The sequence below is a fragment of the Paenibacillus sp. GP183 genome (assembly GCF_900104695.1).
In the GTDB taxonomy this organism is placed as follows: domain Bacteria; phylum Bacillota; class Bacilli; order Paenibacillales; family NBRC-103111; genus Paenibacillus_AI.
On the sequence record NZ_FNSW01000001.1, the window covers coordinates 4,932,666 to 4,952,983 of the forward strand.

Annotated in this window: 18 protein-coding genes; all 18 read left to right on the forward strand. The window is 48.3% G+C overall.

Translation table 11 applies throughout. The annotated features are described in order from the left end of the window. The first annotated feature begins 16 nt into the window (after positions 1-16). The 18 genes from BLV33_RS24485 (at position 17) to hemB (ending at position 20,235) form a co-directional block, all read left to right on the forward strand. The gene (locus BLV33_RS24485) at positions 17-904 is read left to right on the forward strand and encodes a hypothetical protein (RefSeq protein ID WP_090797885.1); all 888 of its coding nucleotides are present in this window, start codon (positions 17-19) and stop codon (positions 902-904) included. Positions 905-1,025: 121 nt separating this feature from the next. After that, a complete protein-coding gene (gene tig, locus BLV33_RS24490) occupies positions 1,026-2,327 on the forward strand; it encodes a trigger factor (protein WP_090797886.1) in 1,302 nt (433 codons plus the stop codon). 214 nt (positions 2,328-2,541) lie between these two features. Continuing rightward, on the forward strand, positions 2,542-3,141 hold the full coding sequence (gene clpP / locus BLV33_RS24495) for an ATP-dependent Clp endopeptidase proteolytic subunit ClpP (RefSeq protein ID WP_090797888.1): 600 nt from the start codon (positions 2,542-2,544) through the stop codon (positions 3,139-3,141). A gap of 5 nt (positions 3,142-3,146) precedes the next feature. Next, positions 3,147-4,415 carry an ATP-dependent protease ATP-binding subunit ClpX gene (gene clpX / locus BLV33_RS24500; RefSeq protein WP_090797889.1) on the forward strand — a complete coding sequence of 423 codons (1,269 nt, stop codon included), beginning with the start codon at positions 3,147-3,149 and terminating at the stop codon, positions 4,413-4,415. Between the two features lie 101 nt (positions 4,416-4,516). Beyond that, a complete protein-coding gene (ispG, locus tag BLV33_RS24505) occupies positions 4,517-5,614 on the forward strand; it encodes a flavodoxin-dependent (E)-4-hydroxy-3-methylbut-2-enyl-diphosphate synthase (protein ID WP_090797891.1) in 1,098 nt (365 codons plus the stop codon). Between the two features lie 165 nt (positions 5,615-5,779). Further along, positions 5,780-6,571: a divergent polysaccharide deacetylase family protein gene (locus tag BLV33_RS24510; RefSeq protein WP_253187157.1), complete on the forward strand. Its 792-nt coding sequence runs from the start codon at positions 5,780-5,782 to the stop codon at positions 6,569-6,571. A gap of 88 nt (positions 6,572-6,659) precedes the next feature. Continuing rightward, positions 6,660-8,378 carry an ATP-dependent protease LonB gene (gene lonB, locus BLV33_RS24515; protein ID WP_171909286.1) on the forward strand — a complete coding sequence of 573 codons (1,719 nt, stop codon included), beginning with the start codon at positions 6,660-6,662 and terminating at the stop codon, positions 8,376-8,378. A gap of 99 nt (positions 8,379-8,477) precedes the next feature. After that, entirely contained in the window at positions 8,478-10,814 is a 2,337-nt protein-coding gene (gene lon / locus BLV33_RS24520) for an endopeptidase La (protein WP_090797893.1), read from the forward strand. A 26-nt stretch (positions 10,815-10,840) separates the two neighbouring features. Further along, positions 10,841-11,443: a ribosome biogenesis GTP-binding protein YihA/YsxC gene (gene yihA / locus BLV33_RS24525; RefSeq protein ID WP_090797894.1), complete on the forward strand. Its 603-nt coding sequence runs from the start codon at positions 10,841-10,843 to the stop codon at positions 11,441-11,443. Between the two features lie 241 nt (positions 11,444-11,684). After that, positions 11,685-12,272, forward strand: a complete 588-nt coding sequence (locus BLV33_RS24530) for a non-ribosomal peptide synthetase module (protein WP_090797896.1) — start codon at positions 11,685-11,687, stop codon at positions 12,270-12,272. A gap of 244 nt (positions 12,273-12,516) precedes the next feature. Then, the gene (speD, locus tag BLV33_RS24535; RefSeq protein WP_090797898.1) at positions 12,517-12,918 is read left to right on the forward strand and encodes an adenosylmethionine decarboxylase; all 402 of its coding nucleotides are present in this window, start codon (positions 12,517-12,519) and stop codon (positions 12,916-12,918) included. A gap of 101 nt (positions 12,919-13,019) precedes the next feature. Then, positions 13,020-13,553: an S-adenosylmethionine decarboxylase gene (locus BLV33_RS24540; RefSeq protein ID WP_090797900.1), complete on the forward strand. Its 534-nt coding sequence runs from the start codon at positions 13,020-13,022 to the stop codon at positions 13,551-13,553. 153 nt (positions 13,554-13,706) lie between these two features. Next, positions 13,707-15,113, forward strand: coding sequence for a glutamyl-tRNA reductase (gene hemA, locus BLV33_RS24545; protein WP_090797901.1), 1,407 nt, complete (start codon positions 13,707-13,709; stop codon positions 15,111-15,113). Positions 15,114-15,157: 44 nt separating this feature from the next. Beyond that, positions 15,158-15,988, forward strand: coding sequence for a cytochrome C assembly family protein (gene ccsA / locus BLV33_RS24550; RefSeq protein WP_090797903.1), 831 nt, complete (start codon positions 15,158-15,160; stop codon positions 15,986-15,988). 5 nt (positions 15,989-15,993) lie between these two features. Next, positions 15,994-16,653 (forward strand): precorrin-2 dehydrogenase/sirohydrochlorin ferrochelatase family protein, encoded by a 660-nt coding sequence (locus BLV33_RS24555; RefSeq protein WP_171909287.1) that lies wholly within the window; start codon positions 15,994-15,996, stop codon positions 16,651-16,653. A 43-nt stretch (positions 16,654-16,696) separates the two neighbouring features. Then, positions 16,697-17,650, forward strand: coding sequence for a hydroxymethylbilane synthase (hemC, locus tag BLV33_RS24560; protein WP_090797907.1), 954 nt, complete (start codon positions 16,697-16,699; stop codon positions 17,648-17,650). Between the two features lie 14 nt (positions 17,651-17,664). Then, complete coding sequence (cobA, locus tag BLV33_RS24565) at positions 17,665-19,206, forward strand: uroporphyrinogen-III C-methyltransferase (RefSeq protein WP_171909380.1); 1,542 nt, start codon at positions 17,665-17,667, stop codon at positions 19,204-19,206. Positions 19,207-19,239: 33 nt separating this feature from the next. After that, the gene (hemB, locus tag BLV33_RS24570; RefSeq protein WP_090797910.1) at positions 19,240-20,235 is read left to right on the forward strand and encodes a porphobilinogen synthase; all 996 of its coding nucleotides are present in this window, start codon (positions 19,240-19,242) and stop codon (positions 20,233-20,235) included. Positions 20,236-20,318 lie beyond the last annotated feature (83 nt).

A 20,318-nucleotide genomic window follows, 5' to 3' on the forward strand; every position in this document is an offset into this window, starting at 1 on the left:
CATATCAGAGAATTCGATGGAAAATGTCATCCTATTTCCTAAAACCATTGACTTTTATGAGCAAGAATTGACACGATTTCTGCAGCTGGAACAATATGGGGAGGCACTGGGGCTCCTTGCTTTTCTTTTGCAGTTTCCTGATGTGGAAGCGAATAAACACGGCCAGTGGGAAGCGCTGCAGGAATGGCTGCAAACGATGGTTCCCGAAGCGGTTTTTGCTCCTATGGACATCATCGAGGAGGAGCTGGAAAATGAGGAGGGTCTGCTGCGGCAAGCGGTAGCCCAGAAAACCTCGGGGAACGCGGAATATCCGGAACAGCTCATTTACATGCTCGGCAACGGTTCCATAGAACAAAAGCTGATCGCAATCGAGCAGCTATGCTATGTGGAACATGAGGACGTAATCCCCGCCATAATCAATTGGCTAAAGCAATCGCAGCTGCATCCCAACATCCAATTTAAAGCTCTTCAGACCCTTAAGCTCAGAGGCGAGAAGGGGAAAGTCTGCATGCCCAAAAATGAAATTGAAATTTGCGTGGAGATTGAGGAGACGCCTCTGAATGAGGATGAGTTTCCTCAAGTGATTCGGGAAATGCTGGGACGTTTAAATGAAATTAGTGAAGTCGATCATCCAGACTTTTCATTTTTTTCGCAGGAGGCTTGGAATGAATTTCTCATTTCTGCTTACGGGACACCCCTTTACTCGCAATTATTACTGCAGGAGGAAGGTGCCGTAGACATATGGGCCTCATCGCTTCATGCTGTTTTGCAGGAGATGCTGTTTGGCAGCCTCGATCAGGAAGAAATCATGGAGAAGTATGGAATTACAGAGTCGATGAAACTGCGATGGAAGCAAACTTATGCGATTTTACGCAGCTTTGTGAAAGGTATGTATCCGGCTTGAAATGAAAAAGTATTATGTTATAATAAAATGGTTATATCGGCGGGTGGGCTTGTTTATTCATCCCAAGCCAGCCAGAACGTGAAAAAATGTCATGGTACATTTGCGGAGGGGAAAGCATAAAATGAAAGCAAGTTGGGAAAAAATAGAGAAGAACGTAGGCGTTCTTGAAGTGGAAGTAGGCGCTGAGCGCGTTACGGAAGCACTCGATAAAGCATTTAAGAAAGTAGCGGCTAAGGTAAACGTACCTGGCTTCCGTAAAGGGAAAGTCCCGCGTTCCATATTTGAAGCGAAATTTGGCGTGGAAAGCCTCTATCAAGACGCGCTGGATATTCTATTGCCGGAAGTTTATGTGGAAGCAGTGGAAGAAGCGGGTATTGATCCTGTGGACCGCCCTGAAGTGGACGTTGAACAATTTGGCAAGGGACAAACTTTGAAGTTCAAGGCCAAAGTCATGGTCAAACCTGAAGTCACTTTGGGAACTTATAAAGGTCTTGAATTGGAAGCAGCCGATTCTTCCGTATCCGATGAAGAACTGGACGAGGAATTAAAAAGGCTGCAGCAGCGTCACGCTGAGCTTGTTGTGCTTGAAGATGGCGCAGCAGAGAATGGCGATGTTGTGATTCTTGATTTTGAAGGTTTTGTAGACGGTGAAGCCTTCGAAGGAGGCAAAGCGGAGAAGCATTCGCTTGAGCTGGGCTCCAACAGCTTTATTCCTGGATTTGAAGAGCAGCTGGTCGGTGTGGTTAAAGGTGATGAGAAAGATGTGGAAGTTACGTTCCCGGAAGACTACCACTCCGAATCGTTGAAAGGCCAAGCGGCAGTATTCAAAGTGAAGATTCATGATATCAAACGCAAAAACCTTCCTGAGCTGGACGATGAGTTTGCAAAGGATGTCAGTGAGTTCGATACTCTTGAAGAGTACAAGCAAGATCTGAGGACACGCTTGCAGGAAAGAAAAGAGAAAGACCTGCAGGTTTCCAAAGAAACAGCCGTCGTGGAAAAGGCCGCTGCTGGCGCAGAAGTGGAAATTCCAAACGCCATGATCGAATCCGAGCTTGATGTGATGATCAAGGAATTCGAAAGACGCCTTCGTGCCCAAGGGATGACCCTGGATATTTACTTCCAGTTCTCCGGACAAAATGAAGGCATGCTGAAAGAACAAATGAGAGAAGATGCTGAAAAACGCGTCCGTAATAATCTTGTTCTTGAAGCCATCGCTGCAGCAGAGAATATTACAGCATCCGATGAAGAAGTAGATGCTGAGCTGACAAAACTTGCTGATTCCTATCAGCGTTCTGCCGAAGAGCTTCGTGACATATTCGCTTCAAACGGGAGCCTCGAAGGCATAAAGAACGATTTAACAGTGAGAAAAACGGTTGACTTCCTGCTTGAAAGCAGCAAGACAATTCCTGCAGCTGTTTAAAAAAACTAAACCTCTAATCGTCGGCTGCATTCAAGCTATAACCACGACTAGAGGTTTTTTATCCTCACAAACTACTCCATACTCGCCACAGAAATAACTCATACATAGCCCTGCCCGAAAAAATGACTTTGCATCTTAAACATGTTAATATGAGGATAATACTTCATATACTGAGGTATAAATATTTGCATTAGCCCATAAAGGAGTTGGTACAATGAGTCTTATTCCTATGGTAGTGGAACAAGAAGCTCGTGGAGAGCGTTCTTATGACATCTACTCGCGCCTGCTCAAGGATCGCATCATCTTCATCGGAAGCGCTATTGATGACGATGTGGCAAATTTGGTCATTGCCCAGCTGCTGTTTTTATCTGCTCAAGAGGCCGAGAAGGATATTCATCTTTACATTAATTCCCCTGGTGGTTCAGTGACTGCGGGAATGGGTATATATGATACCATGCAGTTTATAAAGCCGGATGTATCCACGATTTGTGTGGGCATGGCTGCAAGCATGGGTTCACTCCTGTTGACGGCAGGTGCCAAAGGGAAGCGTTTTGCGCTGCCAAATGCCGAAGTTATGATTCACCAGCCGCTGGGCGGAGTAAGAGGTCAAGCGACCGATATCAAAATCCATGCAGATTGGATTATCAAAACTAAGCAAAAACTAAATCAAATCTATGTGGATCGTACGGGTCAACCGCTCGAGAAAATCGAGAGAGACACCGATCGCGATAACTTTATGAGTGCTGAGGAAGCGAGAGCTTATGGGTTAATCGACAAGGTGATCACCGGAAACGATCTGAAAGTAAAGGAGTGATCGAATTGTTCAAATTTAACGATGAAAAAGGCCAATTGAAGTGTTCCTTTTGCGGAAAATCACAGGATCAGGTCCGTAAGCTGGTTGCAGGACCCGGCGTGTATATATGCGATGAATGTATAGAGCTTTGCACGGAGATTGTGGAGGAAGAATTAGGCCACGAGGAAGAGCTGGATCTGAAGGATGTTCCCAAGCCGATGGAAATCCGCTCGATTCTGGATCAATATGTCATTGGTCAGGAGCAAGCGAAGAAGTCGCTGTCCGTAGCGGTATATAACCATTACAAGCGGATCAATTCGCAGAATAAGCTTGAGGACGTTGAGCTGCAAAAGAGCAATATCGTACTTCTGGGGCCTACCGGAAGCGGGAAAACTTTGCTTGCCCAAACCTTGGCCAAGATTCTGAACGTGCCTTTCGCGATTGCCGATGCCACCTCTTTAACGGAAGCCGGTTATGTTGGCGAAGACGTTGAGAACATCTTGCTGAAGCTGATTCAAGCAGCAGATTACGATGTGGAAAAAGCCGAACGCGGCATTATTTATATTGATGAAATTGATAAAGTGGCCCGTAAATCGGAGAATCCGTCCATCACCCGCGACGTTTCCGGTGAAGGCGTGCAGCAAGCGCTTCTGAAAATTCTTGAAGGAACCGTAGCTTCAGTCCCTCCTCAAGGCGGACGCAAGCATCCTCATCAAGAGTTTATCCAAATCGACACCACGAACATTTTGTTTATTTGCGGCGGAGCCTTTGACGGTCTTGAGCAAATCATCAAGCGCAGAATCGGTAAAAAGGTCATCGGATTCAGTACAGATGGAACCAAAGCCGATTTGAAGCCGGGCGAATACTTGTCCATGGTGCTTCCTGAGGATTTGCTGAAGTTTGGACTGATCCCCGAATTCGTGGGACGTTTGCCTGTCATTTCGACACTCGAGCCGCTTGATGAAGATGCGCTCGTGCGTATTCTTACAGAGCCTAAGAATGCTCTTGTGAAGCAATACCAGAAGCTTTTGGAAATGGATAATGTGGGTCTTGAATTTGATCAAGAATCCCTGGATGCCATTGCGAAAGAAGCGATCAAACGAAACACCGGCGCCCGTGGTCTCCGTGCCATTATCGAAGCCATCATGCTGGACGTGATGTTTGAGATTCCATCCAGAACGGACGTTGCCACTTGCAAGGTGACCAAGGATACGGTTCAGAACAAGCTTGCCCCTGTTTTAACCACAACTGAAGTAAAGCCTGCGAGCAGCAAAAAGAAAGAAGAAAGTGCATAACCCAACAATTTCAAAAAAACTGTACACACAGCCTCCAATCCGGCAGTTCCTTCGGGAATCCGGAGCGGAGGATGTTTGGTGTCATGGGGAGAGACTCACTTATGTTTCATAGACGAGATACGATACCCGTCCGTGTGGGTAATTTGACCATTGGGGGCAGCAATGAAGTTATTATTCAAAGCATGTGCACGACCAAAACTGCTGATGTACAAGCTACGGTTGCAGAGATTCTTCGTCTTGAAGAAGCAGGCTGTCAAATTGTTCGCGTGACGGTTAATAACAATGAGGCTGCGGAGGCTATTAAAGAAATAAAGAAGCAAATTCATATACCTTTGGTTGCTGACATTCATTTTGACCATCGTCTTGCCCTGTCCGCTATCGCCAATGGCATTGACAAGGTTCGAATCAACCCGGGCAACATCGGCCGTCGGGAAAAGGTGGAAGCTGTGGTCAAAGCATGTAAAGAGCGCGGCATACCGATTCGAATTGGCGTGAATGCGGGTTCCTTGGAGAATCACCTGCTTGAGAAATACGGCTATCCGACTCCGGAAGCTATGGTTGAGAGTGCCCTCTTTCATATCGGTATACTGGAAGAACTGGATTTTCGGGATATTATCGTTTCACTCAAGGCCTCTGATGTGCCAATGGCAATTGCAGCCTATAGCAAAGCAGCTCAAACTTTTAATTACCCCTTGCATCTAGGCATAACGGAAGCTGGGACCTTGTTCTCGGGCTCAATCAAAAGTGCAGCAGGCATCGGAACTTTACTGAACATGGGCATTGGCTCAACCGTAAGAATTTCACTCAGCACCGATCCTGTTGAAGAAGTTAAAGTTGCTCGAGAGCTTCTGAAAACCTTTGGTCTCATTACGAATGCAGCGACCTTAGTTTCCTGCCCAACCTGCGGCCGATTGGATATCGATTTATTTTCAATTGCAAATGAGGTTGAGGAATATATCTCGAAGATTAAGGTTCCCATCAAAGTGTCCGTGCTCGGCTGCGCTGTGAACGGACCGGGAGAAGCGAGAGAAGCGGATATCGGCATCGCCGGTGCCCGCGGAGAAGGGATGCTTTTCCGCTATGGGGAAATGGTACGGAAGGTTCCTGAAGATGAACTCTTGAATGAGCTCAAGAAAGAAATCGATACTATCGTAAATGCTTACGAAGCCACTGGGGTTATACCCGGCCGTAAACATTAATGACTAAATTGGATAGCCGTCTGAGAAGCCAATGGGTTTCTTAGACGGCTTTTTTGTTGCATTTACAAACGCTCGTTTTCTAGGACGGTATAGCGGTTTATCCTTGTTTTGCGCATAATCGGGCAATAAGAAATGCATAATGAATAGAGATGAAAGGGGTGCATCATGTTGTTCCATGCTCGTAAAGTTGGAATCTTTACATGTACGATCCTTATGGCGGTTTTCATGGCCGGTTACCCGCTGTTGCATGCGGTAGCGGAGGAACCGATTGCACCGCTCCAGAAGCAATTAGCAGTAGTCATCGATGATTTCGGCAATGACATGGTAGGTACCGAAGAAATGTTTGCGATTCCCGTCCCGCTGACCATCGCCGTCATGCCGTTCCTGCCAACCACCAAAAGAGATGCGCGCCTCGCCCACGAGAAAGGACATGAGGTGTTGGTTCATTTGCCGATGGAGCCGTTGCGCGGTAAAAAAAGCTGGCTCGGACCGGGAGCCATTACAACAGACCTCTCGAGCGCAGAAATTCGTAAAAGGGTGGAAGCTGCTATTCAAGATGTTCCTTACGCGATTGGGATTAACAATCATATGGGTTCCAAAGCTACAGCGGATGAGCGAGTAGCGAGGATTGTCGTAGAGGTATGTAAGGAAAAAGGGATGATGATTCTGGATAGCCGGACAACCGACAAGAGCCTCTTGGCGAAGCTTGCCAAGCAAATGGCAGTGCCTTATGCGGAAAATGAGCTTTTCTTGGATGAAATTTTTACAGTATCTCACATCAGCAAACAAATGAACAAGATTCAAAAGCTTCTCTTGAAGCAGGATCAGTGTATTGCCATCGGGCATGTCGGTACGGCGGGCAAGAAAACGGCGCAAGTGATTCAGGCATCCGTTGCGTCGATTCAAAAGGAGGCTCGTTTTGTGTCCATTTCCAAGCTGATGAAGCTTGAACCATAAACTTATACAAAATTGGGATTAACGATCCTTAACGCGGGAATAATGGGTCTTATGAGGTTTTCTCATTATGAACCCAGGAGGTATGGAGATGAGCTTAAGTATCATTTTGATGTTGATTCAAGTATTTTTTGCTGTCGTGATCGGCCTCTATTTCTGGAATTTGCTTCGCAACCAACAGACGAATCGCTCTGCCGTTGATAGAGAGTCGAAGAAGGAGCTGGAGAAGCTGCGTAAATTACGCTCCATCTCCCTGACCAAACCTCTTTCGGAGAAAACCAGACCTTCATCCATCCAGGATATCGTCGGACAAAAAGAAGGTATTCGTGCTTTGAAAGCGGCGCTTTGCGGCTCTAACCCTCAGCATGTGATTATATATGGCCCTCCGGGCGTTGGCAAAACAGCCGCTGCCCGTGTTGTTCTGGAGGAAGCCAAGAAAAATCCGGAATCGCCTTTTCGTACGGAAGCCAAGTTTACGGAAATCGATGCCACCACGGCTCGTTTTGATGAAAGAGGCATTGCCGACCCTTTGATCGGTTCGGTGCATGATCCTATTTATCAGGGAGCCGGAGCCATGGGTGTGGCTGGAATCCCGCAGCCTAAGCCTGGTGCCGTAACCAAGGCGCATGGCGGCATTTTATTCATTGATGAAATTGGAGAGCTCCACCCTATTCAAATAAATAAGCTGCTCAAGGTGCTTGAGGATCGCAAGGTTTTTCTCGAAAGCGCCTATTACAGCTCGGAGGATACGAATATCCCCAGCTATATTCACGATATTTTCCAAAACGGCCTGCCTGCCGATTTCCGGCTAGTAGGCGCTACGACTCGTACCGCCAATGAGCTTCCTCCAGCGATTCGCTCCCGCTGTCTGGAGATTTTTTTCCGGCCGCTGCTGCCTGAGGAGATAGGGCTGATCGCAGAGAACTCTTTGAAGAAAATTGGCCTTATGGAGAGTGCGCCCGCTGTAGAAGTGATCAAAAAATACGCCACCAACGGCCGCGAAGCTGTGAATATTATTCAATTAGCCGCAGGTATGGCGATGACCGACAAACGTCAAGAAATCACCGCAGCGGATATAGAATGGGTGGTTAACAGCTCACAAATTCCGCCTCGTCCGGAGAGAAAGATTCCCAGCGAGCCGCAGATCGGCTTTGTCAATGGTCTTGCCGTTTATGGACCGAATTTGGGAACGCTGCTGGAGATTGAAGTGATAGCCATTCCGGCGCATATTCAGGGCCATGGAACTTTCAACATTACGGGAGTAGTGGATGAGGAAGAGACGGGAGGCGGCTCCCGCACGCTCCGCAGAAAAAGCATGGCCCGCGGTTCAGTTGAAAATGTGCTGACCGTACTAAGGAAGATCGGGATGCCGACATCGAGCTTTGATTTGCACATCAATTTTCCGGGCGGCATACCGATTGATGGACCCTCCGCAGGTATTTCGATGGCTGTTGCCATTGCTTCCGCGATCCATAAAACCCCTGTCGATAATCATCTTGCCATGACCGGAGAGATGAGCATACACGGCAAGGTGAAGCCCGTTGGCGGGGTTGTGGCGAAGGTGGAAGCTGCTTTTCAGGCCGGCGCAACGAAAGTCATCATCCCCAAGGAAAATTGGCAGGAGCTGTTTGTCGATTTGCCGGGCGTGGAAGTAGTAGCCGTTGATTCGATTGAAGAGGTACTCAAAATCGCGCTGAATCTGGATCTGCAAGATAATGTGATACAAATGCCCCTATTTCCGGAGCGAACGGTTTCCCCCTCTGCCTTGCCCATTTTACATGCCAAACCGCCTCAATCCTTAGACTCATAATATTGAACTGGGAGTAAATGGAAGCGCGAATTGGTGTTTTGATTTTAGTTTTGTTAAAATGTAAAGGCGTGCAGGAACAAATTCTAGGAGGTGCAGAGGATGGGACCGAATAAGCTTAAGGTTCGCAGACTTCCGTTATTGCCGTTGAGGGGATTGTTAGTTTACCCGAGTATGGTGCTACACCTCGATGTGGGGCGAGAGAAATCGGTCAAGGCTCTCGAAAGGGCCATGATTGACGACAGCATGATTCTGCTCTGCTCCCAATCCGAGATGAATATAGAAGAGCCCTCCATAGAGGACATTTATCAAATCGGCACCATTGCTAAGGTCAGACAAATGCTCAAGCTCCCTAACGGCACTATTCGTGTACTGGTTGAGGGCATGCTTCGTGCTGAAATAACAGAATTCCAGGCAAATGATGAATACTATGAGGTTACCGTCAAAGAGCTGCCTGAGCAGGAAATAACGGACCCGGAAATCGATGCGTTAATGCGGACTGTACTTGGCCAATTCGAGAATTATATCAATCTTTCCAAAAAGGTAACCCCGGAAACATTAGCTGCAGTTTCCGATATAGATGAGCCGGGACGGTTGGCCGATGTGATTTGCAGCCATCTCCCGCTTAAAATCAAAGATAAGCAAGAAATCCTGGAGACAGTAGATGTGCGTGAACGGCTTGAAAAAATGCTCAGCATTCTTAACAACGAACGTGAAGTGCTGGAGCTGGAGCGTAAAATCAGCCAGCGTGTCAAGAAGCAAATGGAGAAGACGCAAAAGGAATATTACCTGCGCGAGCAGATGAAAGCCATTCAAAAGGAGCTTGGCGATAAAGAAGGACGTGCCGGAGAAGTAGATGAGCTCCGCGCTCTAATGGCCGAAACCGAGCTTCCGGATAAAGTCAAGGATAAAGTCGAGAAGGAAATCGAACGCTTGGAGAAGATGCCCAACACTTCGGCTGAAGGCGGTGTGATTCGCAATTATATCGATTGGCTGCTGGGGCTTCCCTGGTCCAATCGTACCGAAGATGTTTTGGATATTGATAAGGCTGAGATGATTCTGAACGAAGACCATTACGGTTTGGAAAAACCTAAAGAGCGTGTACTTGAATACTTGGCGGTTCAGAAGCTTGTGCAGCAAATGAAAGGGCCGATTCTTTGCCTGGTGGGACCGCCGGGTGTCGGTAAAACATCCATCGCGAGATCCATAGCAAGGTCCATGAATCGTCAGTTCCTGCGCATATCGCTTGGCGGTGTTCGCGATGAAGCGGAAATTCGCGGTCATCGCCGCACCTATGTCGGCGCCATGCCAGGGCGTATCATCCAAGGGATGAAAAACGCAGGCTCGAACAATCCGGTGTTCCTGCTTGATGAAATCGACAAGATGGCGATGGATTTCCGGGGAGACCCGGCCTCTGCCTTGCTGGAGGTTCTTGACCCTGAGCAGAACAGCACTTTTAGCGATCATTTTATTGAGGTACCGTTTGATTTGTCCAACGTGATGTTTATCACTACAGCCAATGCCGTCCATAACATCCCGCGTCCGCTGCTCGATAGGATGGAGGTTCTCTACATTCCTGGCTACACGGAAATCGAGAAGCTGCAAATTGCGCTTAAATACTTGCTCGGCAAACAGAAGAAGGATCACGGTCTGCAGGTGGATCAGCTGATCGTTGATGAAGAAGCAATTATGAAACTAATCCGCGAATATACACGCGAGGCTGGAGTGCGGAATCTGGAGCAGCAAATTGCCGGCATATGCCGCAAAGCGGCCAAGCAAATCGTTTCCGATTCAACGCAGCCGGTTCATGTGACTATCGGAAATTTGAAGGATTTCCTGGGAGCATCCAAATTCCGCTACAACATGAGCGAGGAAAAGGATCAGATTGGAGCCGTCACAGGTCTGGCATGGACTGAAGTCGGAGGAGACACATTAGTGATTGAAGTCACGGTTATGGCCGGTACCGGCAAGCTGACATTAACCGGCAAGCTCGGAGATGTTATGAAGGAATCAGCGCAGGCCGCTTTCAGCTATACCCGTTCGCGTGCCGATCAGCTGAAAATAGCTCCTGATTTTCATGAGAAAAAAGATATCCATATTCATATTCCCGAAGGGGCTATCCCCAAAGACGGACCATCTGCAGGGATTACGATGGCAACCGCTCTGATCTCGGCATTAACGAACATCCCCGTGTCCAGACAAGTCGCGATGACTGGTGAGATTACGCTGCGCGGCCGCGTACTGCCTATCGGAGGATTGAAGGAAAAGGCGCTGGCCGCTCACCGTGCCGGTATTCGCAAAATTCTCATTCCGCAAGACAATGAAAAGGACATCGTGGAAATTCCCGAGAGCGTCAGAAACGAAATAACCTTTATCCCGGTCAGCCATATGGATCAAGTGCTTGAGCACGCTTTGGTCAAGACGGTCGAAGTCGGATAAAGGATCAAGAAAAGAGTGTGCAGGATATGAAGGTCAATCAAGCTGATTTCGTGATCAGTGCTGTTGGTCCCAGCCAATATCCACAAGATGCCTTGCCGGAGGTTGCTCTGGCAGGGCGTTCTAATGTGGGGAAGTCGTCTCTCATCAACCGGATGATTGCGCGCAAGAATCTGGCTAGAACGAGCTCGCAGCCTGGCAAGACACAGACACTGAATTATTACCGAATTAATGAGGACTTATACTTCGTCGATCTTCCCGGGTACGGTTACGCCAAAGTATCCAAAACAAAACGTGAACAATGGGGCAAATTTATAGAGAAATATTTGTTGGAGCGCGATACCCTGAAGCTGGTTATGCTCCTGGTGGATTTGCGGCATCCCCCGAGCAATGATGATCAGGCGATGTTTGAGTGGTTGACTCATCATGACATTCCTGTCTGTGTGGTAGCAACCAAAGCAGACAAAATCCCCAAAGGCAAGTGGGCCAAGCATGCTAAAGTTGTTAGAGAAACAATGGGGATGAGGAAGGACGATTTGCTGCAGGTTTTTTCCTCCGAAATTGGGCTTGGCAAGGACGAGCTTTGGACCATTTTGGAAAATGCGATTGGTTATGAAAGCAATACGGAATAATCCCTTTCTGATTGAAAAGCATGGATTGTGGTTACTTATGAAGAGAGAACCCATAATGTGCAGCAGGGAAACAGAGTTTTATTAGGAAAATGTTAAGACGATTCCGGTAAACCTGGGGTTTTCACTTGAATTTGCCTGAATTCAATGAAAAGCCCACAGGAATATAAAATTGTGATGTAGTATACTTATATACAAGGGTAATTCCACCCATGGCTTGAAAATAAAGAATCGAGGGATTTTTATGGCACATAGGTTAGCGACTGAATATGTCAAAACCTGCCTACAGTTAACGGAAGCCGAGATGTTCAGCTTTATTCAAATGTTTGTGGATCAGCAAGTGACCTTACAGGTTAAAGTTCTTGAGAACGGCAATCAGGAGATTGTTTTTCAAGACGATGAAGGTCAGGAGATTGTACTTTCGTTTGAACAGAAATCAGGCAAATATGTTTGTATGGGATCCTGTCGATTAAGCAACACCCGCTTGGCCAACTTGATGCGTATAGCTGTTTCCGAATTCAAAGGAAGCGCTATTGTAAACCGCATATACTCTACTTATACGATGATTTATTACTATGAGCTTGGCGCAGTTGTTAAAATTGTAGAAGCCAAAGGCACCATTGAAAACATCATATATCAATACAAAGATACACTGGGGCAGCTTGAACAAATGTTTCTCAAGCAGGAAATTGAACGGGAAATTGAAGGCGTTCATCAGCAGATCAATCATTTGCTGGATCTTCGCAATGCGCTGATTGAGACGAATATTCGCAGTCGAATTGACAGTCGATTAAGTCAATTGACTCAGCGTTTATTTTTACTTGAAGCTTGATTTTATTCATTAAAAACGGTGGAGCCCTGGAAGAGGGCTCTTTTTCTTTTCTCGAAAAAAAAAGTATTGCATTTCTGTTCAATAGATGTTATTTTTATTTTCGTTGACAAAATAATATAGGAACCAGGATTCACTCAGGACATTGAATGTTGCGAGAGATTTTACCCTCGGGAAGTGAATGACGTAGGTCCTAGCGGATGAAATTTTTTCAAACATTTTATTCCTAGGAAGGGGGAACCGGAAGGTGGAATACTCAACTTTCGGAAGACACGTTGCTGTAGATGCTTGGGGTGTAGACTTTGATCGTCTGAACAGCGCGGAATGGCTTCAAGCCCAAATGGTGGAAGCAGCAGAGGTTTGTGGAGCAACCGTGTTATCCGTTCAAGCGAAGCAGTTCGAACCACAAGGAGCAACCGTATTGGTATTATTGTCTGAGAGTCATCTCTCCATTCACACGTACCCTGAGAGAGGCTTTGCCGCATTGGATTGTTATACCTGCGGTGAAACTGTAGATCCTCAATTGGCGATCGACTTCATGGTATCCGTATTAAAACCGGAAAAAGTTTATGCGAAGAAACTTGTGCGCGGCATAGGTGAAGTGCTAGTGGAAACTCCAGAAATGAAGCAAGCAGCGCTTGTAAAATAAGATTCAGACAATGAGCCCGCGGAGAAATCCGCGGGTATTTGTTTGTCCCTGTTCCCATACAATGTACAGCGAGGCATGACCAAGAGCTGGAGGGACAGGGTATGAGAAGAAGACAGGCAGGCAGATTAACCGTCTATGGATTAGTGGTATTATTAAGTATTTGGCCGATATGGCAAGTGATCGATTCATTTCAATCCAAGATGAGCAGCACCAATCCGACCCATTTGCTGTATCAGGTTTCCCTGTTTCAGATGGAGCTGCTAAGCAGCTATCTGCAGCAAACCCGTGAGATCAAGGATTCTGCGGAGCTGGATTCACTTAAGCAATCCTTATATTCCGCGAATTATACCCATGAGAGGCTGGCCCTGGCTGTCGGCTCCGATCATTTGGCCGCGCTGTCCAGTATGAATCAGCTCATGCAATACGTGCTGAGGCTGCAGGTGGGCGGACACAGGATGCTTAAAGCAGACGAGAAACAAACGCTTCTGGATGCGGCTGCTCAGTTTCAGGATATATATGCAGCCTATGGAGAATTGATGTCTTCGCGAGGGAGCATTATTTCGTCTCAACAAGATAAGCTAGTTAAGAAGGACGAGTCCCTCAGTAATATGATTCGAAAAAAGCTTCTGCAATAAATGGCATGAGGGGTATATCCATAATTGGGCAGGTGAAAACTAAGCTTTAAGGCGGCTGCAGCATTCATAATTTATTCAAATATTTTGTCGGAATGCTTGTTTCACTGTGTTATAATAATGATTATTAATAAGGGCGTAAGGCAGGTGAACATGATGCATATTGTAGTAGTAGGCATAAATTTTCGAACAGCTCCAGTTGAAATTAGAGAACGTTTTGCTTTTTTTGAGCAAGATATGCCGCGAGCCATAGCGGAGCTCAAGGAAACGAAGAGTATACTGGAAGGTGTCATCGTGGCCACCTGCAATCGCACGGAAATATACGCTGTAGTGGATCGTGAGAACCTATGCAGCCATTATATTACCAACTTTATCGAGCGATGGTTTCAAATCCCCAAAGAACAATTCATCAAGCATTTATATATGTACGAGCACAACAAAGCAGTTGAACATCTATTCCGGGTGACAAGCGGCTTGGATTCCATGGTGGTCGGTGAAACACAAATATTGGGGCAGGTGCGGGATGCCTTTCTATTGTCTCAATCCTTGAAAGCGACCGGAACTTTTTTTAACACATTGTTCAAGCAGGCGATTACTTTGGCCAAAAAAGCTCATTCCGAAACGTCCATTGGCGAAAATCCGGTATCCGTCAGCTATGCGGCTGTTGAGCTAGGCAAACGGATCTTTGGCATGTATGCCGGTAAAACCGTGATGATTATCGGGGCGGGCAAGATGAGCGAGCTCACCGTCAAACATTTGTATGCCAATGGAGCAAGCAGGGTCATTGTAGTGAACCGCACGTTTGAGCGGGCTCTGGAGCTTGCAGAGAAGTTTAACGGCATAGCTTGTCCGGCCGAAGAAATGGTAGAGCGATTGGACCAGGTGGATATAGTCATCAGTTCTACAGGGGCCCCAGGTTATGTACTGACCCGTGAACAGCTGCAGCCGATACTTCAAAAGCGCAAATCACGGCCGCTATTTATGATGGATATTGCGGTGCCTCGCGATCTGGATCCGGATATTGGCGATTTGCCGAATGTATATCTTTATGACATAGATGATCTGGAAGCCATTGTTGCGACTTCCTTGCAGGAACGACGGAAAGAGGCGGCCAAAATCGATAAGATGATTGAATCGGAACTGCTTGTATTTGAGCAGTGGACCAAAACTCTTGGAGTTAGTCCCGTGATTGAAGCACTACAATCCAAAGCCAATGAGATTCACGAAGAAACGATGGGAAGCCTGCTCAAGAAGCTGCCGGAGCTGGATGAGCGCGAGATCAAAATCATTCGTAAATTAACGAAGAGTATGGTGAACCAAATGCTTCGCGATCCGATACTCCGTGTCAAAGAAATGGCCGGGGAGCGACACGGGGAAGAGGCTTTGGAGCTGTTTACCAAGCTGTTCGCGCTGGAAGACACGCTAGATGAGCAAGAGCAAGCTGCTGTTATGGTGCAAGCTAAGGAGATCAAGGCAGCAGAGTTGGCGGAAGTGGAACGGGCATTCGAAGAAAAGACGCCCGTATTCGGCTTGAAGCCTGCAGAAGCGCTTGTTCGTCCATAAGTCCATAACCGGCAGTTCTTCGAAATCATTCCAGGAGAGATGCCATGGTAACTCAAAGCTGGTTATATGATGCAATGATATATATGTATGCCCTGAGCCTGCTGTTTTACTTCTCCGATTTTGCCAGAGCGAATCGGAGCGCAAAACGGATGGGGACGGGGCTGCTTTCGTTTGTATGGATTTTACAAACCGTATACCTCTGCATGAGCATTTTTGGCCATGTCTCGCAATGGGCATTATCCAGATCGGATGTCCTCTTTTTATTTTCGTGGCTGCTCGTTGCCATTTCTCTGGGGGTAAATCGGTTTTTCCGGATTGAATTATTTGTTTTTTTTATCAATGTGCTGGGCTTTGCGATCTTGGCCTTGAATATATTCGGCAACCCCCATGTGACGCCAACCCTCAAAGGCTGGAATATCAATGATGAATTGCTGTTTATTCATATAACTATGGCTATAGGCAGCTATGCAGCCTTCACTGTAGCGGCCATTTTTTCTGGCATGTATTTGTTTCTCCACCGGCAGTTGAAGGAAAAACAATTTTCACCGAACATGATGAGGCTGCCTTCCCTGGAAAAAATCGAGGAATATACATATTTCGCGATTATTGTCGGAGCACCGCTGCTTCTGTTAGCTCTGTCACTAGGCGGTGTGTGGATCGCGCTGGAAGGCAATAAGGATTTATTTTGGGATCCTAAAGTCATTAATTCGGTATTCGTGCTTGCTGCCTACACCTTCTATTTATTTCAGCACCATTCGCTGCGCGTGTCAGGAAATAAGCTGGCAGCCTGGAATTTGGCGGCATTTCTGATTGTTGTGATTAATTTTGTCGTATCCAATTTGGTTTCCGGCTTCCATCAATGGATTTGGATGTGATCGGTATGAAGATGTACTACCCGGTTATGCTGGATGTGAGCGGCAAATCTTGCTTGATCGTAGGCGGGGGAAAGGTAGCACGGCGCAAGGCGGATTCTTTGCTTGAGGCCGGTGCGCTGGTCACGGTAATAGCCCCGGAGGTATCCGATAAGCTGATAGCGCAAGAAGGCCGCGGTAAGATTTTGCTGAAGAAGAGAGCCTTCCAATCTGGTGACACTGCAGCATATTCAATCGTAATAGCGGCAACAGATCAAGCTGAGTTGAACGAAGCTGTCTATGAAGAAGCCACTGCTCATGGAGCTTGGGTGAACGTAACCGACCGACCTGACAAGAGCAGCTTCATCGTCCCTTCTGTTGTCAGAAGAGGCAAGTTAATCCTGACAGTCTCAACAGGCGGAGCCAGCCCCTCCGTGGCAAGGAGCATTGCCAGAGAGCTGGAAGCTTCTTATGGAGCGGAATATGAAATTTATTTGGACTTTTTGAGTGAGCTTCGTTTGAAGGTGCAAGGCAGCGTCAAGGATATAGAGATCAGGCAACACATTTTTAAACGAGTGTTGGATTGGGACATCCTGGGAAAAATACGCGACGGCAGCTTTGAGCGGTGGAAACTGAAGTTGGATGCGGCATTGACGGAAGATCCAACGCTGGCTGATTTCTTGCCGTAGAGGCAGCCTGGACGTTCGGAGAAGAGCTGCAGGGGGAGAATTTATGAGAACGATTCGAGTAGGAACAAGGCAAAGTGCATTGGCGCTCACGCAAACCGGGCAAGTGGTGGAGGAGCTTCAGCGTCTTAGCGTCGACCATGGTATAGAATGCGAATTTGAGATCATTAAAATTATCACAAATGGGGATCGTATCCAGGACGTGACGCTGTCCAAAGTCGGTGGCAAAGGCTTGTTCGTCAAAGAGATCGAACAAGCCCTTCTGGACGGCGAGATCGACATCGCCGTCCACAGCATGAAGGACATGCCCTTCGAGCTCCCCGAAGGGCTCATCGTGGGAGCAGTGCCCCGTCGCGAGGATCCGCGCGACTGCGTCATCACGCGCGGGCACCGCTCCCTGGACGAGCTGCCGCGGGGCGCGATCGTCGGTACCAGCTCGCTGCGGCGCGCCAGCCAGCTGCAGAACTACCGACCCGACCTGCGGATCGAGTCGGTCCGCGGCAACATCGATTCGCGGCTGCGCAAGCTCGAATCGGAAGGCTTCGATGCGATACTGCTCGCCGCGGCCGGTTTGCACCGGATCGGCTGGCAGGATCGCATCAGCGCGTACTTGCCGCCCGAGATCTGCCTCCCTGCCGTAGGCCAGGGAGCGCTGTGCATCGAGTGCCGGGGCGGCGACGCCTTCATGCTGGACCTGCTCGGCAGGTTCCAGCACGGCCCTACCGCGCTCGCGGTGCGCGCTGAGCGGGCCTTCCTGGGCAGACTCAATGGAGGCTGCCAGGTCCCGCTCGGCGCTTACGCCAGCGTAAGCGAGGACAGCGGCAGCGGCTCGGCGGCGATGGCGCAGCTGACGCTCACGGGCATGGTTGGCTCGCCGGACGGCCGCACCCTGCTTAAGGAATCCGCTTCCGGCAACGATCCGGAAGCGTTAGGTCTGCTCGTGGCGAATCTGTTGATCGCGCAGGGAGCAGACCGGATATTGGCTGCGGCGAGGGAGTGAGCAAGGTGAGTCAGGTGAAGCAAGGCAAGGTATTTCTCGTAGGGGCCGGTCCAGGGGATCCGAAGCTCATTACGATCCGCGGAATGGAAGCGATTCGTAAAGCAGACGTCATCGTGTATGACAGGCTCGCCAGCCCGCGCTTGTTAACTTATCGAAAACCGGAAGCGGAGCTCATTTTCGTGGGCAAGCTTCCGGATAAGCATATGCTTAAACAGGAAGAGATCAATCAATTACTGGTCGATCTTGCCATGAAGGGCAAGATCGTCACAAGGCTGAAAGGCGGGGACCCCAGCGTCTTCGGTAGAGTCGGCGAAGAGGCCGAGCTGCTGGCTGATCATGGGATCACCTTTGAAATCATTCCCGGTATCAGCTCGGCGATTGCCGTACCGGCTTATGCGGGCATTCCAGTGACTCATCGGGATTTTACCTCTTCGGTGGCGATTGTGACCGGACATGAATATCCGAATAAAACGTATTCTCAACTGGATTGGGAGCATCTGGCCAAAGCCGTCGGGACGATGATCTTCTTGATGGGTGTAGCCAATCTGGAGCAAATTTGCCGCGAGTTGATTCGCTTTGGCAAACCTCCCCAAATGCCGGTTGCGCTCGTGCGTTGGGGAACATGGACGCAGCAAGCTACCCTCACCGGAACCTTGGAGGATATCGCAGAGAAAGTGAAGCTGGCCAATTTTCAATCCCCTGCCGTTATTATTGTAGGCGAAGTCGTGAAGCTGCGCGAGAAGCTGGCCTGGCTTGAAAAGAAGCCGCTTTTCGGGCGCAGGGTCCTGGTTACCCGGTCGAGAAGTCAAGCGAGCGAGCTGGTTGATCTCATTGACGAAATGGGCGGAGAGCCCGTTGAATTTCCCGTTATCCGATTGCAGGCGCCAAGCCGTCCTGAAGTGATACAAGCTCTGGATGCTGCGTTGACGAAAGATAAGCTGCAAGCTTATGATTGGGCGATATTCACCAGCGTGAATGGCGTTGATTTTTTCTTTCGCAGGCTGAGCGGGCTTGGACTCGATATTCGGACCTTGGTGAAAGCACGCATTGCAGCTGTTGGTCCGAAAACGGCCGAAGCATTGCAGGCAAGAGGTCTCATCGCCGAGGTGCTGCCTTTCCAATTTCAAGGCGAAGGCTTGCTGGAAGCGATTATACACGAACTTAAAGTGGGTCAGCAGGTCCTGCTTCCAACTGCAGATATAGCCCGAGACTACTTGCCGCAGAAGCTCAAGGAGCTGGGACTCGAGGTTACGGAAGTCGATGTATATGAGAATGTTCTGGATATGCAGGATGGAGAAGGCGTCGTTGACATGCTCCGCAACCGCGATATTCATATTGTTACTTTTACAAGCTCTTCCACTGTTACGAACTTGATCGAGGCCTTAACGAAGAAGGGGATCGAAGATCCGATCAGCTTGCTGAAAGGCATGAAAATTGCCTGCATCGGTCCCAAAACAAAAGAGACCCTGCAATCCTTCGGTCTTTCTGTTGATTATATGGCCAAAGAAGCAACTATTGCGTCACTGGCTGCGAGCATGTCCGGCTCTGAGATGTAGATCCAATCTTTTTGACACAAGGAGGAAGTTGTGATGAGTTTTCCTATCGTCCGTAATCGGCGTTTGCGCGGGTCTGCCGCTATTCGCAATTTAGTTAGAGAACACAGGATTTCCCTGCATGATTTGGTGCAGCCTATTTTTGTCACTGTGGGCAAGGAGATCAAGCACGAGATTCCTTCCATGCCGGGCGTGTATCATTTTTCGCTGGACCGTCTTGAGGAAGAAATTCAGGAAATTAGCAAACTCGGTTTACAGGCGATCCTGCTGTTCGGCGTGCCTGAGCATAAAGATGCTGAAGGCTCTTCCGCTTTTGATGAGGAAGGTATCGTACAGCAGGCCGCACGTTTGATCAAACAATGGAATCCTGATCTGCTCGTTATTGCCGATACTTGTCTGTGCCAATTCACCGATACCGGTCATTGCGGCGTCATTCACCATCATCCTGTAACTGGACAAGCTGATGTAGCGAATGATGCTTCCCTGGAGCTGCTTGTCAAAACAGCAGTTTCCCAAGCGAAGGCCGGCGCGGATATCATTGCCCCTTCCAACATGATGGACGGTTATGTGCAAGCGATTCGCGCTGGACTGGATGAAGCCGGATATGAGCACGTGCCCATCATGGCTTATTCGGTTAAATATTCGTCGGCCTATTATGGTCCTTTCCGTGAGGCGGCTCATTCGAGTCCCCAATTCGGAGATCGGAAAACCTATCAGATGGATCCTGCCAATGCGCGTGAAGCCTTGCGGGAAGCAGAATCCGATGTCATGGAAGGCGCGGATTTCCTCATGGTGAAGCCGGCCCTTGCTTATATGGATGTTATCCGCCTGCTGAAGGAGAATTTTGACCTGCCGATTGTGGCTTATAACGTGAGTGCCGAATACTCGATGGTAAAAGCTGCCGCCTTGCAGGGCTGGATTGACGAGCAGGCAATCGTGATGGAAACGATGACTGGCTTTAAACGAGCCGGCGCCGACATTATCTTGACTTATTTCGCCAAGGATATCGCTGGATGGCTGCAAAACGCTTAGACTTTCAAAAACCATTCTTGCTAAAAAACCGGGCGAGAATGGTTTTTTGTCAAGGTTTTGTCGCATTCATCAAGCTTCTATGA

What these genes read in the sequence shown, in the direction of transcription:
- BLV33_RS24485 (WP_090797885.1), top strand. Translation starts at nt 17, where the DNA reads ATGGAAAATGTCATCCTATTTCCTAAAACCATTGACTTTTATGAGCAA.
- tig (WP_090797886.1), top strand. Translation starts at nt 1,026, where the DNA reads ATGAAAGCAAGTTGGGAAAAAATAGAGAAGAACGTAGGCGTTCTTGAA.
- clpP (WP_090797888.1), top strand. Translation starts at nt 2,542, where the DNA reads ATGAGTCTTATTCCTATGGTAGTGGAACAAGAAGCTCGTGGAGAGCGT.
- ispG (WP_090797891.1), top strand. Translation starts at nt 4,517, where the DNA reads ATGTTTCATAGACGAGATACGATACCCGTCCGTGTGGGTAATTTGACC.
- BLV33_RS24510 (WP_253187157.1), top strand. Translation starts at nt 5,780, where the DNA reads ATGTTGTTCCATGCTCGTAAAGTTGGAATCTTTACATGTACGATCCTT.
- lonB (WP_171909286.1), top strand. Translation starts at nt 6,660, where the DNA reads ATGAGCTTAAGTATCATTTTGATGTTGATTCAAGTATTTTTTGCTGTC.
- lon (WP_090797893.1), top strand. Translation starts at nt 8,478, where the DNA reads ATGGGACCGAATAAGCTTAAGGTTCGCAGACTTCCGTTATTGCCGTTG.
- yihA (WP_090797894.1), top strand. Translation starts at nt 10,841, where the DNA reads ATGAAGGTCAATCAAGCTGATTTCGTGATCAGTGCTGTTGGTCCCAGC.
- BLV33_RS24530 (WP_090797896.1), top strand. Translation starts at nt 11,685, where the DNA reads ATGGCACATAGGTTAGCGACTGAATATGTCAAAACCTGCCTACAGTTA.
- BLV33_RS24540 (WP_090797900.1), top strand. Translation starts at nt 13,020, where the DNA reads ATGAGAAGAAGACAGGCAGGCAGATTAACCGTCTATGGATTAGTGGTA.
- hemA (WP_090797901.1), top strand. Translation starts at nt 13,707, where the DNA reads ATGCATATTGTAGTAGTAGGCATAAATTTTCGAACAGCTCCAGTTGAA.
- ccsA (WP_090797903.1), top strand. Translation starts at nt 15,158, where the DNA reads ATGGTAACTCAAAGCTGGTTATATGATGCAATGATATATATGTATGCC.
- BLV33_RS24555 (WP_171909287.1), top strand. Translation starts at nt 15,994, where the DNA reads ATGAAGATGTACTACCCGGTTATGCTGGATGTGAGCGGCAAATCTTGC.
- hemC (WP_090797907.1), top strand. Translation starts at nt 16,697, where the DNA reads ATGAGAACGATTCGAGTAGGAACAAGGCAAAGTGCATTGGCGCTCACG.
- hemB (WP_090797910.1), top strand. Translation starts at nt 19,240, where the DNA reads ATGAGTTTTCCTATCGTCCGTAATCGGCGTTTGCGCGGGTCTGCCGCT.